This is a genomic window from Aeoliella sp. (genome assembly GCF_965227375.1).
GTDB lineage: Bacteria > Planctomycetota > Planctomycetia > Pirellulales > Lacipirellulaceae > Aeoliella.
The window spans coordinates 282,359-296,796 of record NZ_CBDDFX010000002.1; the positions used below are offsets into that span (position 1 = coordinate 282,359).

General features: G+C 62.9%; 11 protein-coding genes. 7 read left to right on the forward strand and 4 right to left on the reverse strand.

Annotation, left to right across the window (positions count from 1 at the left end):
• Positions 1-2: 2 nt before the first annotated feature.
• Both ACQK2L_RS14225 and ACQK2L_RS14230 read right to left on the reverse strand, forming a co-directional pair.
• A complete protein-coding gene (locus tag ACQK2L_RS14225) occupies positions 3-521 on the reverse strand; it encodes a hypothetical protein (protein WP_425397685.1) in 519 nt (172 codons plus the stop codon).
• 134 nt (positions 522-655) lie between these two features.
• Positions 656-937, reverse strand: coding sequence for a hypothetical protein (locus ACQK2L_RS14230; RefSeq protein ID WP_425397686.1), 282 nt, complete (start codon positions 935-937; stop codon positions 656-658).
• A 195-nt stretch (positions 938-1,132) separates the two neighbouring features.
• Between ACQK2L_RS14230 and mgtE the strand changes: the two genes are divergently transcribed.
• The 6 genes from mgtE (at position 1,133) to ACQK2L_RS14260 (ending at position 11,111) form a co-directional block, all read left to right on the forward strand.
• Positions 1,133-2,536 (forward strand): magnesium transporter, encoded by a 1,404-nt coding sequence (gene mgtE / locus ACQK2L_RS14235; RefSeq protein ID WP_425397687.1) that lies wholly within the window; start codon positions 1,133-1,135, stop codon positions 2,534-2,536.
• 109 nt (positions 2,537-2,645) lie between these two features.
• Positions 2,646-3,194, forward strand: coding sequence for a DUF2760 domain-containing protein (locus ACQK2L_RS14240; RefSeq protein WP_425397688.1), 549 nt, complete (start codon positions 2,646-2,648; stop codon positions 3,192-3,194).
• Positions 3,195-3,208: 14 nt separating this feature from the next.
• The gene (locus tag ACQK2L_RS14245; protein WP_425397689.1) at positions 3,209-4,993 is read left to right on the forward strand and encodes an Hsp70 family protein; all 1,785 of its coding nucleotides are present in this window, start codon (positions 3,209-3,211) and stop codon (positions 4,991-4,993) included.
• Between the two features lie 285 nt (positions 4,994-5,278).
• Positions 5,279-8,266 carry a PSD1 and planctomycete cytochrome C domain-containing protein gene (locus tag ACQK2L_RS14250; protein ID WP_425397690.1) on the forward strand — a complete coding sequence of 996 codons (2,988 nt, stop codon included), beginning with the start codon at positions 5,279-5,281 and terminating at the stop codon, positions 8,264-8,266.
• A 35-nt stretch (positions 8,267-8,301) separates the two neighbouring features.
• Positions 8,302-9,807 (forward strand): DUF1501 domain-containing protein, encoded by a 1,506-nt coding sequence (locus ACQK2L_RS14255; RefSeq protein WP_425397691.1) that lies wholly within the window; start codon positions 8,302-8,304, stop codon positions 9,805-9,807.
• Positions 9,807-11,111, forward strand: coding sequence for a DUF5722 domain-containing protein (locus tag ACQK2L_RS14260; protein WP_425397692.1), 1,305 nt, complete (start codon positions 9,807-9,809; stop codon positions 11,109-11,111). Before ACQK2L_RS14255 ends, ACQK2L_RS14260 begins: the two co-directional genes overlap by 1 nt.
• Before the next feature lie 4 nt (positions 11,112-11,115).
• Here ACQK2L_RS14260 and trpD read toward each other — a convergent pair whose 3' ends face one another.
• Positions 11,116-12,141 (reverse strand): anthranilate phosphoribosyltransferase, encoded by a 1,026-nt coding sequence (trpD, locus tag ACQK2L_RS14265; protein ID WP_425397693.1) that lies wholly within the window; start codon positions 12,139-12,141, stop codon positions 11,116-11,118.
• A 129-nt stretch (positions 12,142-12,270) separates the two neighbouring features.
• On the opposite strand from trpD, the gene ACQK2L_RS14270 reads away from it, so the two are divergent.
• Positions 12,271-13,200, forward strand: a complete 930-nt coding sequence (locus ACQK2L_RS14270; RefSeq protein ID WP_425397694.1) for a nucleoside hydrolase — start codon at positions 12,271-12,273, stop codon at positions 13,198-13,200.
• Positions 13,201-13,213: 13 nt separating this feature from the next.
• Here ACQK2L_RS14270 and ACQK2L_RS14275 read toward each other — a convergent pair whose 3' ends face one another.
• Complete coding sequence (locus ACQK2L_RS14275; RefSeq protein WP_425397695.1) at positions 13,214-14,350, reverse strand: S1C family serine protease; 1,137 nt, start codon at positions 14,348-14,350, stop codon at positions 13,214-13,216.
• Between the last annotated feature and the right edge of the window lie 88 nt (positions 14,351-14,438).

A 14,438-nucleotide genomic window follows, 5' to 3' on the forward strand; every position in this document is an offset into this window, starting at 1 on the left:
TTCTAGGGGCGATCTCCATCCGACTTTGTAGTCGCCTCCGAAGACGCCTGGAGTCCTTCCTGATCTCCAACCATGTGCAGGTGGTTGTGGTCGAGGTAAATGACGTATGGGCGTTCGTCGGTTCCGTATGCAGAGCGGGGGTAGAGCGTGCATTTGTAGTGGGCATGGTGCTGCTGGGCGGGACCGATCATCGGATACACCCGCACTGGATCGTCGTAATCGGCAATCTTTTGCTTGACGATTCGCATTCCCCGCTTGCTGGGGAAAATCCGTCCCGGAGGAAGGACCTTGCGCAGTGCATTCAGCACCTCATTGTCGCTCGGCGGATCGAGCGCAACGGCCTTCTGTCCAGAGGTGATGGGACCAAGCACAGCGACGCGTTTGGTAAACACGCGCTCGCGCGGGATGATCTGCAGCACGACAAAGACCAACAGCGAGACGATCACCGTCAGGAACAACAGCGCTCGCATGCTGAAGCGCAGCCGGAACGGTTTGTGTATCGCACTGTAGTGGCCGATCATCTTTGCCCTTCCGTTTTGAGGTTTAAGGTCTAGCCACGGATTAACACCGATGGAACACGGATTGCTATTACTCACGCCGCGGGTCGATTGCGGTCTGGCTTGTGGAGGGCGTGCTCCTCGACCGCGGCAATTGGCTACTGCGAAAGCTTGCCAACAAAACCCAGCTCTTGGAAGCTCTCGGCCTTCAGCGGGTCGATGTATTTCAGAGCGCTTACCGATGCGTATTCCAGGACGATGAAACGCGCGCCGAGCGAGTCAGGGTTCTGGCGTTCCAAGAGCAGCATCTTATCGGTGGTCATGAAGCCCTTGAATGGGATGTGCTCGTCAAGCACGGTGGTCAGGATGCCGCGGCGGGGGATCGAGGCGGGCCACTTCAGAAAAGTCTGCTGCCACTGGGTACTGCTGCTGTCGGCCATGGGGGCGTCCTCCGGATTGACGCTTGAGGGGTGTGGTAACGCCAAACGCGGCGAACGTCCGGCAATGTAGGTCGCCGCAGGGCGGAACGCAAGTGTGGATGGCCGCTTGGGCACTGTGCCAGCGAGGGAAAGTTGCTACTTTGAATGGCCAACGCATGAGCCAAACTCGCCGCTGCACTTTCCTGGAGCACGCTTTTGGATACGCCTCAACCCGAGACCACGCTGCCACCCGAAGACCGCCCTGCGGAGTCCGCCGAACAACTTGCCGAAGAGTTGTCGGAACTGGTTCGCACCGGCGGCGACGACGATCTATCCCAGTACATCGAATGGCTCGAACCCCGCGAAGCGGCCCGGGCGGTATGCGAGCTATCGGACGAGGACGAAGTCCGGTTGCTGGAGCGGCTGGTTCCCCAGCAGGCCAGCGACTTGCTGATCGACGTGCCGGAGGTGGAAGCCATTGAAGCGGTCGCCGCGCTGCCGCCGGAGACCTCGGCCGCCATCCTCCAGCAGATGCCAAGCAACAAGCAGGCCGACCTGGTGGCGGCGCTCGCCGAAGAAGACGCCGACGCCATTCTGGCGGAGATGAACCCCACCGAAGCCATCAAGCTGCAACAGCTTGCCAGCTACGACCCCGACACGGCGGGCGGCTTGATGCAAACCGAGGTGGTGGCGTTCCGGGAGAATTCGACCGTCGAGCAGATTCTCGAGCGCATGCGCGGCGACGCCGGGCGGTTCCGCCAACTCGACATTCAATACGCTTACGTGGTCGCCCGCGGGCGGAAGCTGGTAGGCGTGTTGCGGTTGCGTGATCTTCTGCTGGCCGACGACACCGCCACGGCCGGCGAGCTGATGATCGAAGACCCCATTGCACTCGACGTGGAGACACCCATCGCGGAGTTAGACGAATTCTTCGACGACCACGCGTTCCTCGGCGTGCCGGTGGTGGGCGCCGAAGGGCGATTGCTGGGCGTGGTGACGCGGGCCGCGGTTGACGAGCAAGGCCAATCGAACGCCGAACGCGACTACCGCCGGGCGATGGGTGTGGTGCAGGAAGAGATTCGCACCATGCCGACGCTCAAGCGTTCGCGATTGCGACTATCGTGGCTCAGCGTGAACATCCTACTCAACGTCGTGGCCGCCAGCGTAATCGCCGGCTTTCAGTCGACGCTCGAACAGGTGATCGCGTTGGCCGTGTTCCTGCCGATCATCTCCGACATGAGCGGTTGCAGCGGCAACCAGGCGGTGGCCGTGAGCATGCGGGAATTGTCGCTCGGCTTGATCGAACCTCGCGAGCTATGGCGCGTGTGGCGCAAGGAGGCCACGGTCGGGGTGCTGAACGGGCTGGCGCTCGGCGCGCTATTGGGCGCAGTCGGCTGGTGGTACGCCGGTAATCCGTGGCTGGGCCTCGTGGTGGCCGTGGCGTTAGGCGCCAACACGGTTGTCGCAGTGTTGATTGGCAGCTCGCTGCCCTTGATTCTCAAAGCCCGCGGCGTCGACCCCGCACTGGCGTCGGGCCCCATCCTGACCACCGTGACCGACATGTGCGGTTTCTTCCTGGTGCTGGGATTGGCCACGCTGATGCTAAGCTATCTGGCGTAGGCGGTGAATTCTCTTCGGAGAGATGGCTCAGCGCGGTCCCTTGGCGGGCAGGGGGCTGCGGGGGTAGCCTGGAGCGATTGCAAAGCACCCCAAACCCGGAGCACAACGCATGCGCCTCTGGCTTGCCATACAGTCGTTTTTTCAAGTCTTGCTGAACCGCGACTTCGCCGACGGCGTCAAGCAACTGCAGCTCAGCGGACCAACCGCCACTGTCGAAGCGGAACCCGCGAAGCCCGAACCTCCCAAGCCTCAGCCGCCCAAGCCAGCCGCGCCGGCTCGCAACGAGGCGATCACGCTATTGGCCACGCTGCAACGCGAAGCACGCTTTGTGGACATCGTCAGCGAGTCGCTCGACGGCTACTCCGACGCGCAGATTGGCGCCGCCGCGCGCGACGTGCTGCGCGACTGCGGCAAGGTGATCGAGCGGATGTTCGCGCCGCAGCCTTTTGCAACTCAAGAAGAAGGTCAGCCAGTCGAAGTGCCCGCCGGATACGACGCGGCCGAGTACCGACTAACCGGCAACGTGTCGGCCGAGCCACCGGTCACCGGCCAGCTGGTCCACGCGGGCTGGAAAGCCACCAAGTGCGACGTGCCGAAGTGGTCGGGCAGCAAGCAGGCCGCGCTGGTCGTCGCGCCGGCCGAAGTGCAGGTAGGGTAGGGGAGGGCCGCACCATGACAGCCAAGTACGTAGTCGGCATCGACCTGGGCACCACGAACTGCGTGCTCGCCTATGCACCGCTCGAGGGCGACGCGCCGCAGGTAACCTTGCTCGCGGTGCCACAACTGGTGGCCGCCAGCACAATCGACAAGCGAGAGTCGCTACCTTCGTTTTTGTATCTGGCTCCTGAACACGAGTCGGGCGGGGCGCTCGACTTGCCCTGGGCCGAAGGGCGCAAGTTCTCCGCCGGCGAGCATGCTCGCCGCCAAGGCGCGGAGATGCCCGACCGCACGGTTGTCGCGGCCAAGAGCTGGCTGTGCCACAGCCGTGTCGACCGCCGCGCGCCGCTGTTGCCGCACGGCGCGCCAGACGATGTGCAGAAGGTCTCCCCACTCACCGCGTCGCAAAGGTACCTCGAACACCTGGCTGCCGCGTGGCAAGCCGAGTTCCCCGATGCACCGATCGCCGAACAGCAAGTGGTGCTTACCGTGCCGGCTTCGTTCGATGCGGCCGCGCGCGAACTCACACGCGAAGCCGCGCTGGCCGCCGGCCTTCCTGCCGGCCTGGTGCTGCTGGAGGAACCACAAGCGGCCGTTTACTCCTGGCTCGCCGAGCGCGGCGACGACTGGCGCAAACAGCTTTCCGCCGGCGACCGGGTGTTGGTGTGCGACGTCGGTGGCGGTACGACCGACCTGACGCTGGTCGACGTGGCGGAAACCGATGGTGAACTGTCGCTCGAACGACTTGCGGTGGGCGATCATTTGTTGGTTGGCGGCGACAACATGGACTTGGCGCTCGCGCATCAAGTTGCTGGCCTGTTCGCCGAGCAAGGGGTGATGCTCGACGCGTGGCAGTCGGTCTCGCTGTGGCACTCGTGCCGCGACGCCAAGGAAACGCTGCTGGCGCCCGACGCGCCGGAGTCGCACTCTATCTCGGTGCTGGGCCGCGGCAGCAAGTTGATCGGCGGCACCGTGTCGGTCGACGTTCCGCGGAGCATGGCAGAGCAGTTGCTGGTCGGCGGTTTCTTTCCCGAATGCACACTCACCGACCGGCCCAAGAAGCGGCGCGTGTCCGGCTTCCAGGAGATTGGCCTTCCGTTCGAGTCCGACGTGGCGATCACGCGTCACCTGGCCGCGTTCCTCGCCGCGCACGCGGACGATGGCCAGGGAGCGGCTTACCCAACCCACGTTCTGTTCAACGGCGGTGTGTTCAAGGCCGACGTGCTTCGCAAGCTAGTGCTGGAGATCATCGGCAAGTGGTCCGGCGATGCGCCGCCGGCCAGCGAACTGCCGGGCGGTCGCGACCTCGACAACGCGGTGGCTCGCGGCGCCGCCTACTACGGCTGGACCAAGGAGCACGGCGGCGTGCGAATCCGCGGCGGCGTCGCCCGTTCTTACTACGTGGGCATCGAGTCAGCCGGCCTGGCGATCCCGGGCATGCCGCGGCCGATGCGGGCGCTGTGCGTGGTTCCGTTCGGTATGGAAGAAGGCACCTCGGTCGATGTGCCTTCGAGTGAAATTGGTTTGGTGCTCGGTGAGCCGGCCCACTTTCGCTTTTTCAGTTCAGCGGTGCGCAATTCCGATCAGCCAGGAAATGTCTTGCCAACGATTGACGAAGAGCAACTTACCGAAACCGATCCGCTCGAGGCAACGCTCGAAACCACCGCCGACTCAGACGACTCGTACGTACCCGTCCGCTTTCAATCACGCATTACCGAACTTGGCATGTTCGAACTATGGTGCGTGAGCGCCACTTCCGACGAGCGGTGGAAGTTGGAATTCAACGTTCGCGAACAGTAGAATCCGCAACGGATTTTCGTCTGATTCTTGCGCAAGCCACGTTTTCTGGCACTTTCTGCCTAGATTGGACTTTTTAGGGAGAATCTTGTTCATATTGAGGCCGCTGGGGGCGTTTAACTACTGGAGTTCCCCACTCGCTTTACCGGTACAGCGGGTGTTTTGCTTGCGGCCAGCGAACGTGTAGAATAGGAGGGACCCATCGCTTCCCACCTCTCCATCCTCCCCGGAGACAGCGACGTTATGAAGGGCGGAAAACGCGCGAAGTTTTCTACGTTGGCGGCTTGTTTGACTCTGCTACTGGTTAGCGCATCCTCGGCGGCTTGGGCCGAGGCGCCGATCAGCTACAACCGGCAGATACGACCACTGCTCTCGGATCGATGTTTTCAATGCCACGGGCCAGATCAGGGGACCCGCGAAGCGGGCCTGCGGCTCGATGAGCGCGAAGCAGCCACCAGCGAAACCGACTCCGGCTACGTTGCCATCGTTCCTGGCAATCTCGACGAGAGCGAACTAGTCGCGCGCATCGCGACCGACGACGCCGACCTGGTGATGCCCCCACCCCACTCGGGCAAGTCGCTCAATGCTGAAGAGATCGAACTCTTAAAAAAATGGGTCGCGCAAGGCGCTGAGTACCAGCCGCACTGGGCATTCATCACTCCCAAGAAGGGCAAGCCTCCGGAAGTCAAACAGACCGATTGGCCCAGCGGCCCCATCGACCAGTTCATCCTGGCCAAGCTGGAAGAAGAAGGCCTGGAGCCTTCAAGCGAAGCCGACCGGGTAACCTTGATGCGGCGCGTAACGCTCGACCTGACAGGTCTGCCACCCACGCGCGAAGAGGTGGAGGCCTACCTGGCAGACAAGTCGCCCGGCGCCTATGAGCGGTTGGTCGACCGCTTGCTGGCCTCGCCGCACTACGGCGAGCACATGGCCCGCTATTGGCTCGACGCGGTGCGGTACGGCGACACGCACGGACTGCACCTGGACAACTATCGCGAGATGTGGCCGTATCGCGACTGGGTGGTCCGCGCGATGAACGACAACGTGTCATGGGATCGCTTCACGATGATGCAAGTCGCCGGCGACCTGCTGCCGAACGTATCGCTGGACGACAAGATCGCTTCGGGGTTCAATCGCTGCCATGTAACCACCAACGAAGGTGGATCCATCGCCGAAGAAGTCTACGTGCGCAACGTGGTCGACCGCGTCTCGACCACCGGCACCGTGTTCCTCGGCCTGACAATGGGTTGCGCGGTCTGCCACGACCACAAGTTCGACCCGATTTCACAGCACGACTTCTACTCCTCGTTTGCATTCTTCAACAACATGGACGGCCCCGCGCTCGACCTCAACCGGGCCGACCCGGCGCCGACGGTCAGAGCGCCGTCCCCAGAGCAATCCGAGCAACTCAACAAGCTCAAGGAGCAACTGGCGCGTGCCGAGGCCAAACTCGGTGAGCCATGGGAGGAGGTCGACCAGTTGCAAGCCGAGTGGGAAACGACCAAGCTCCAAGAAGTAGAGAAATCGAACAGCGACGCCGCGGTGTTCGGGCTGTGGCATAGCGTGGGTCCGTTCCGCAGCGACGTTCGCTACCTGCGTTCCCGCAATCACGGTCCGCAAGGCAAACCAATCGACTTGGGAGAAGAGTTCAAGGAGTCCGATGGCGAGATCCTCACGTGGCAGCAGCGTCCAGAATGGGGCGATGGAGAGATCCACAACGATTTGAGCCAGAAGATCTCCGCCACGTTCTTGTATCGCGAGATCGTCTCGCCTCGCGAGCAGACGATTACTGTTGGTCTGGGCACGGATGATAGTTGCAGGGTGTACCTAAACGGCGAACAGGTGCACCGCACCTCGAAGGCGCGTTCGGTGAAGCCGGGCGAAGACCAGATCAAGCTCGCTCTGAAAGAAGGCGCCAACGAACTGTTGATCAAAGTGGTCAACCACGGCGGCGTGTCGGGTTTCTGCTTCACCCCGCCCGCCGCGGTCGAAGGCATGCCGGCCGAGGTACTCGGCGCGCTGCGTATCGAACCCACCGAGCGAACCAGCGAGCAGCAGAAGAGCCTCGAACGGCACTACCGTTTGCAGGAGTGCCAGTTCGACGAACTACAACAACTCAAGGGCGAGGTGGCTCGCCTGCGAGATGCCGTTTTGAAGGTGGAGGCTGACATCCCCACCACGTTGGTGATGAGAGAACGCGCCAAGCCGCGCGAAGCGTTTGTGTTGCTCCGCGGTCAGTACGACGCGCCGGACAAAGAGACGGGCCCACTGTCGCGCGAGGTGCCGAAGTTCCTTCCCCCGTTGCCCGGCGGAGCCCCCAAGGACCGCCTGGGCTACGCCCAGTGGCTGGTGATGCCCGAGCAGCCGCTCATGGCGCGGGTAACCGTCAACCGGTTCTGGCAGCAGTTCTTCGGCATCGGTATTGTCGAAACGGCCGACGACTTTGGTTCGCAAGGCGCGTGGCCCAGTCACCCGGAACTGCTCGACTGGTTGGCGGTAGACTTCCGCGAGAACGATTGGGACGTCAAACGGCTCGTAAAGCAAATCGTGATGACGAAAACCTATCGCCAATCATCCAAGGCCACGCCCGAGTTGCTCAACCGCGATCCGCAGAATCGATTCCTCGCTCGCGGGCCGCGATTCCGACTCGATGCCGAGGTGATTCGCGACCAAGCGCTCGCGGTCAGTGGGCTGTTGGAAGCCAAGCTGGGCGGTCCGGGCGTCAAACCGCCGCAGCCCGATGGGTTGTGGAACGCGGTGGCCTATTCGGGCTCGAACACCCGTCACTTTGTGGCCGACACCGAGGCGGAGAAGATTCACCGCCGCAGCTTGTACACGTTCTGGAAGCGCACGTCGCCGCCGCCACAGCTCACTACGCTCGACGCCCCGTCGCGCGAGAGTTGCATCGTACGCCGCGAGCGAACGAATACTCCGCTAGCAGCGCTCTTGCTGCTGAACGACCCGCAGTACGTTGAGACGGCCCGGGCGCTCGCGCAACGCTCGATGCTCGAGGCTGTGGGTCCTCCGGAGAAGGTTTCCGCGGTAATGCTGCAATTGGCGATGCTGCGTGAGCCGACTCAAGTGGAAATCGACCGGCTAGTCAACGTCTACCAACAGAGCCTGCCGAGATACCAGGCGGATGCCGAGGCAGCGAATAAGCTACTGGCCATCGGGGTCGCGCCGGTCAGTGAGGAACTCGACCGTGCGGAACTCGCCGCTTGGACCCTGGCTGCTAACGTCGTACTCAACCTGGACGAAGTGCTCACCAAGGAGTGAGCGTTTCACCAACTTCCCCAACCTCAGGCACGGTTATGTCTCCAGTTGAGCAATACCTTCAGCATCTCACGCGTCGCCACTTCTTCGCTAAGGGCGCGATGGGCCTCGGCACGGCCGCGCTGGCGTCGATGACCGGCATTGCGCCCACGGCCGATGCCAAGTCGATCGGTGGGCTGCCGAGCATTCCGCACTTTGCTCCCAAGGCGAAGCGGGCGATCTACCTGTTCATGGCGGGTGCTCCCTCGCCGCCCGACTTGTTCGACTACAAACCCAAGATGGTCGACAAGCTCCGCGTCGACCTGCGGGGCGAGAAGTACGAAGACGGCTCGCCGGTGCTGCGAACACGAGTGACCACGATGACTTCAGGTCAGTCGTCGTTTCCCATCGCACCGACGCGGTACGAATTCAAGCAGCGTGGCCAAAGCGGTGCGTGGGTCAGCGAGTTGCTGCCACACACGGCCAAGATGGTGGACGACATCGCCATCATTCGCTCGATGTGGACCGAGGCGATTAACCACGACCCGGCGATCACCTACATCAGCACTGGCAACCAGCTGCCCGGCTATCCGAGCCTGGGAGCGTGGCTCAGTTACGGTTTGGGCAGCGAGAACGCCGACCTGCCTTCGTTTGTGGTGATGACGCCGCGCTGGTCGGCCAAACGCGACGCCCAAGCGCTGTACAACCGGTTGTGGGGCACGGGCTTTCTGGCCAGCAAGCACCAAGGCGTGTCGCTCCGCTCGGCTGGCGATCCCGTGTTGTTCCTCTCCAATCCGCCGGGCGTCGACGCCAGCGACCGCCGCAGGGTGCTCGACTCGATCGCCGAATTCAACCAGGATCATTACGAAAAGTACGCCGACCCGGAAACTTCCGCCCGGATCGCGCAGTACGAGATGGCCTACCGCATGCAGACCTCGGTGCCCGACCTGGTCGACATCTCTGACGAGCCGCAGCACATCCTCGACATGTACGGGCCGGATGTACACAAGCCGGGCACGTTCGCCGCGAGTTGCCTGCTGGCTCGCCGCATGGCGGAGCGCGGCGTGCGGTTTACTCAGATCTTCCATCGCGGCTGGGATCAGCATGGCGACATCCCCCGCGATCTGCCCTTGCAGTGCAAAGACGTCGATCAGGCGAGTTGGGCGCTCGTGCAAGACCTCAAGAATCGGGGCATGCTCGACGACACGCTGGTGATCTGGGGTGGCGAGTTTGGCCGCACCATCTACTGCCAGGGCGCGCTAACCGACAAGACCTACGGCCGCGACCATCACCCTGGCTGCTTCTCTATCTGGATGGCCGGCGGCGGCGTGAAGGGCGGCGCCGTGCACGGCACCACCGACGATTACGGTTGTAACATCGTCGACGCTTCCGGCGCGCCGACCGACAAGTTCGAAGACGGCGCCGTGCACATTCGCGACCTGAACGCCACGATCCTGCACCAACTGGGCATCAACCACGAAAAGCTGAGTATCAAGTTCCGCGGCCTCGACCAGCGTCTGACGGGCGTAGAGAAAGCTCACATCGTGACGCCGATCTTGGCTTGATGAAACGACTACCGGTCACAGCCTCTGTACGATGGTTCCTTGCGCTGGCCGCTTTGGCTGTGTGCCAGTTCGCCTTGGCCGAGCCCATTGCGTCGAAGTACCAGGGCGAGTTCCCTACGGCCAAGTCGAAGAAGGGCCTGCAAGTCGAGATGGTCGACGACGCGCTGGCGCTCGGCGTCAAGCACGCGGCCATCAACGTGGCTCTGTCCCAACTAGCCATTCCACCTGGAACACAGGTGGAGGGCGACACACTGAACTTCGAGGCCAACGGCCATTCTTACGCAGTTCGCAAGCGGTACCTGCAATCGCTCGACGCGCAGATTCGTGGGCTCAGCGACCAAGGCGTGCTGGTGTACGCCATTCTGCTGGTGTACGCGTCCGAACACCCCGGCGTCAACCAGTTGATGATGCACCCACGGTTCGATCCCGCCGCGCCCAACCACATGGGCCAGGCGAACATCGCTAACGAGCAAAGCCGCGAATACCTCACAGCTCTCATCGGCTTTCTGGCCGAGCGGTGGTCGAACCCTGACGGCGAACATGGCCGCGTGGTGGGGTACATCGTAGGCAACGAGGTAAACTCGCACTGGTACTGGAACAACGTCGGACGGGCGTCGTTCGAAGAAGTGGCCGACATGTACTGGCAAACCCTGAAGCTGGTGCATCATGCGGTGCGTCGGCAGGCGTCGTGGCCACGGGTGTACATTTCGCTCGACCACTTCTGGAACATCCGCTACCCGGCCGGCGACGCCGACCAGACGTTTGCGGGCCGCCGCCTGGTGGACGACTTCGCCCGTCGCGGCCAGGAGTCGGCCGAGGACGACTTCGACTGGCACGTCGCCTACCATCCGTACCCAGAAGATCTGTTCAATCCCCGCTTCTGGAACGACAAGACCGCGCTGCCGACGTTCGACACACCAAGGATCACGTTCAAGAACCTCGAAGTACTGGTCGACTACATGGCACAGCCGCAGCTGCAACATCAAGGTCAACCACGGCGGATCATCCTCAGCGAGCAAGGCTTCCACTCGACAAACGACCCCGAGGGCGAGCTGCTGCAGGCCGCGGCCTACTGCGCTGCGTACCGCAAAGTCGCCAAACTCAACGGCATCGACGCGTTTATCCTCCACCGGCACGTCGACCATCCGCACGAAGGAGGATTGAACTTGGGCCTTCGCACCCGAGAGCCGGATGGAACCCGCCGCCCGAAGAAGATCTACGAGTGCTTCCGCGTGGCCGACACGCCCCAGTGGCATGAAGCGTTCGAGTTCGCGCTTCCCATCCTGGGTCGTGAAGAGTGGTAACCACTTAGGCCGGGGCGTGGCTTCGCTCGCCGAGTCGCTTGAGCAACTCAGCCGCCGCGCCGCTATCGATTGCTTCGGCAGCCATCGCGGCGGCGGCCTTCGGGTCGTCGGACCGACCGGCGGCGATGAGTCCCGCGGCGGCGTTCAGCACTACCACGTCGCGCGGAGGTCCCGCTTCGCCAGCGAGTAACCGCCGCACCAGCGCCGCGCTCTCTTCCGGCGTTTCGATCCGCAGTGTGTCGAGCGGCGAAACCGCGATGCCAAAATCGGCGGGCGTCCACTCGAACTCCTCGATCCCTGCCGGTGTGACGGACAACACGCGGGTCGTGGTGCTGCAGGTCACGTCGCCCATCCCGTCGCCGCCGTGCACGACCAAGGTTCGCTTCGTGCCCAACCGTCCGATTGCTTGGGCCAGCAAGTCTTGCTGGTTGGCCAGCCCCGCGCCCAACAGTTGGTACTCGGCGCCGGCCGGATTGGCCAGTGGGCCGAGCAGGTTGAAGATGGTGCGGATGCCGAGCTTCTTCCGCACCGGGCCGACGTGCCGCATGGCGGGGTGGGCAAGGGGGGCGAAGCAGAAGCAAAGGCCCAGTTCCTCGAGGCAAGCTTCCACCTGCTCGCGCGTGGCGTCGAGGTTCACTCCCAAGGCAGCCAACACATCGGCCGAGCCGCTGCGGCTGGTGACGCTTCGATTGCCATGCTTGGCGACCGGCACGCCGGCCGCGGCCGCCACGATGGCCGCGGTGGTGCTGATGTTGAATGTCTGCGAGCCGCCCCCACCGGTGCCGCACGTATCGAGCAGCCTAGTGCGCGAGGTGCGTATTGTGGTCATATGGGTCCGCATCGACGCAGCCGCGCCGGCGAGTTCGTCGACCGTTTCGCCCTTCGCGGCCAAACCGGTCAGCAAAAGGGCAGTTTCCTCGTCGGTGCAGTCGCCGTCCATCATCAAATCGATGGTGGCCTGCATTTCGGGCATCGTCAGATCGATTCCCCCGGCCACGCGGCCGACAATTTCAGCAATTTGCGGATTCATTCTGGTATGGCTCGACCCTTGGAAAACGAAACCCACATTGTGTTATCTTGGGCGGTCCAGGATAAAGGAAGTCCCGGCCGAATCCTAGGTCGGCAGCGACACACGGATCGACAACCGCACGAGGAATGAATGCCCCGTAAAGTAATCTTGGACATGGACCCCGGCTACGACGACGCCATCGCCCTGTGCGTGGCGGTTGCAGCCGAAGAGTTGGACGTGATCGCGGTGACGGCCACGGGTGGAAATGTCGAGCCGCAATTGGCCAGCCGCAATGTTCAAGCCTTGATCGAGCAACTCGATCCGCCGCGTTGGCCGCGGATCGGCGCAGCCTCGCCCGACCAGATCTTGCGCGCCGACGCGCGGCACCTGCATGGCGACGATGGTTTGTGCGGCGCGCACTTCCAAGTGGCCCCGCTGGCGAATCGGCATATGTCGGTGAAAGTGCTGGGCGACGAAATCCGCAAGTCGCCAGGCGACGTGACCATCGTAGCCACGGGCCCGCTTTCGAACATTTCAGACGTCCTGCGGTGCGAGCCTGACTTGGCGAGCAAAATCGGCCATCTGATCATCCTGGGCGGCACGGTCTGCTCGCCCGGCAATATCACTGCCGCGGCCGAGTTCAACATCTATTGCGATAGCGACGCGGCCAGCCAGGTGTTCCGCTCTCCGGTGACCAAGACGTTGATCCCGCTCGATCTGACGAACGAGGTCGTGCTGGGATTCGACTTCCTGGAGCAACTCAAATCGCTCAATACGCGTTCGTCGCAACTGCTGCAGAGGATTCTGCCCGGCGCTTACCGCAGCGCGCGGCAGCACTTAGGGGTCGAAGGAATCCACGCCCACGACGCGGTAGCAGTGGTGGCCGCGATGCGGCCTTCGTTGTTCACCACCGAGCGGTTGTACGGCGACGTAGAAACGAGCGGCAACCTGACACACGGCGCTACTGTGTTCGACCGCCGCCCGCACAGTGTCGAGCAGCCGAACATGGACGTCGCGATCGAGATGGATGCGGCCGCAGTGGAAGCGGTGATCGTCGACACGATCCACCGCGCTCCGTGAAGTAAGCAGTGGCTTAGCTGCCCGAGTCTTCTTCGGGCGCGTCGCCGATCTTCACGTCGAGTTCAATCGCCCGCCGGTCGCGATAGACGATGAGCGGGATCTTGCGACCGATTTCCGTCAGCCCCACCAGGCTGATCAGGTGGTCCATGTCGGAGACGCGGATGCCGTCGAACATCAGGATCACGTCGTCGGGCTTGAGCCGTGCGCGGTCGGCAGGCGAGCCCGCTTCGACCGACTTGACGCGCGTGCCAGACAAACCGGGCAGCCCAAGTGCTCGGGCGCGGCGGTCGTCGAACAGCGAGTCGAGCGTCACGCCCAGGAAGCCGCGGTTCACGTGCCCCACGGTGGTCAGATCTTTGGCGATGCGAACCACCGCGTTGATGGGGATCGAAAAGCCAATGCCTTCGTTGCCGCCCGAGTTGCTGGCGATGGCCGTGTTAATGCCGACCACTTCGCCGCGGAGGTTGATCAACGGTCCGCCGCTGTTGCCAGGATTGATGGCCGCATCGGTCTGCAGGAAGTTCTGCAAACGAACATCGCCGTCGCCCAGGTCGAGATTGTAGCGTCCCTTCGCGCTGATAATGCCGCGGGTGACGCTCTGGCTCAAGCCAAACGGGCTGCCCACGGCCAGCACCTGCTCGCCGATATCCAGATTGCTGCTATTCCCCAAACGGGCGGCCAGCAGATCGTTGTCGGGCAGTCGCAGCACGGCGACGTCGGTCTGGGGATCGCTCCAAACCTGATTGGGCCGGGTGACGTTGCCATCGGCGAACTGCACACGGATGTAAGGAGCCGAAGAGTGTTTGATCACGTGGCGGTTGGTCAGCACGAATGGCTTGTTGTTGATCTTCACGATCACGCCAGAGCCTGCTTCCTGAAGATCGGACCGCTGGCCCGAACCTCGCACGGGGCTCGCTTCGATGTGCACCACAGCCGGAGTCACCAGCTTGACCACCCGCTTGATGATGCCCAGTTCGCGTTCCAGGGCCTCCACGTCGCGGGCCAGTTGGTCGTACTCTTGCTCGCGCTCGTTGGCGGTGGAGGTGGCGCCGAGTGCGGCAATCTGCGCCAGCGCCTCGGTCGGCCACATCTGGCCAAGCGCACACGATACGGCAAGCAAGCAAAGGGCTTTGGGCAAAGTGCGATGCACAGACGACCTCGAGGTGGCATCAGGACGAGTGACTGGGGAACTCTCGGGAATTATAACTCATCCACTAAACAGGCCCAGCAAATCGGAG

Excerpts from the sequence above, each read along its gene's own strand:
- ACQK2L_RS14230 (WP_425397686.1), bottom strand. The coding sequence starts at position 937 with ATGGCCGACAGCAGCAGTACCCAGTGGCAGCAGACTTTTCTGAAGTGG.
- ACQK2L_RS14255 (WP_425397691.1), top strand. The coding sequence starts at position 8,302 with ATGTCTCCAGTTGAGCAATACCTTCAGCATCTCACGCGTCGCCACTTC.
- ACQK2L_RS14270 (WP_425397694.1), top strand. The coding sequence starts at position 12,271 with ATGCCCCGTAAAGTAATCTTGGACATGGACCCCGGCTACGACGACGCC.
- ACQK2L_RS14245 (WP_425397689.1), top strand. The coding sequence starts at position 3,209 with ATGACAGCCAAGTACGTAGTCGGCATCGACCTGGGCACCACGAACTGC.
- ACQK2L_RS14225 (WP_425397685.1), bottom strand. The coding sequence starts at position 521 with ATGATCGGCCACTACAGTGCGATACACAAACCGTTCCGGCTGCGCTTC.
- ACQK2L_RS14240 (WP_425397688.1), top strand. The coding sequence starts at position 2,646 with ATGCGCCTCTGGCTTGCCATACAGTCGTTTTTTCAAGTCTTGCTGAAC.
- ACQK2L_RS14260 (WP_425397692.1), top strand. The coding sequence starts at position 9,807 with ATGAAACGACTACCGGTCACAGCCTCTGTACGATGGTTCCTTGCGCTG.
- trpD (WP_425397693.1), bottom strand. The coding sequence starts at position 12,141 with ATGAATCCGCAAATTGCTGAAATTGTCGGCCGCGTGGCCGGGGGAATC.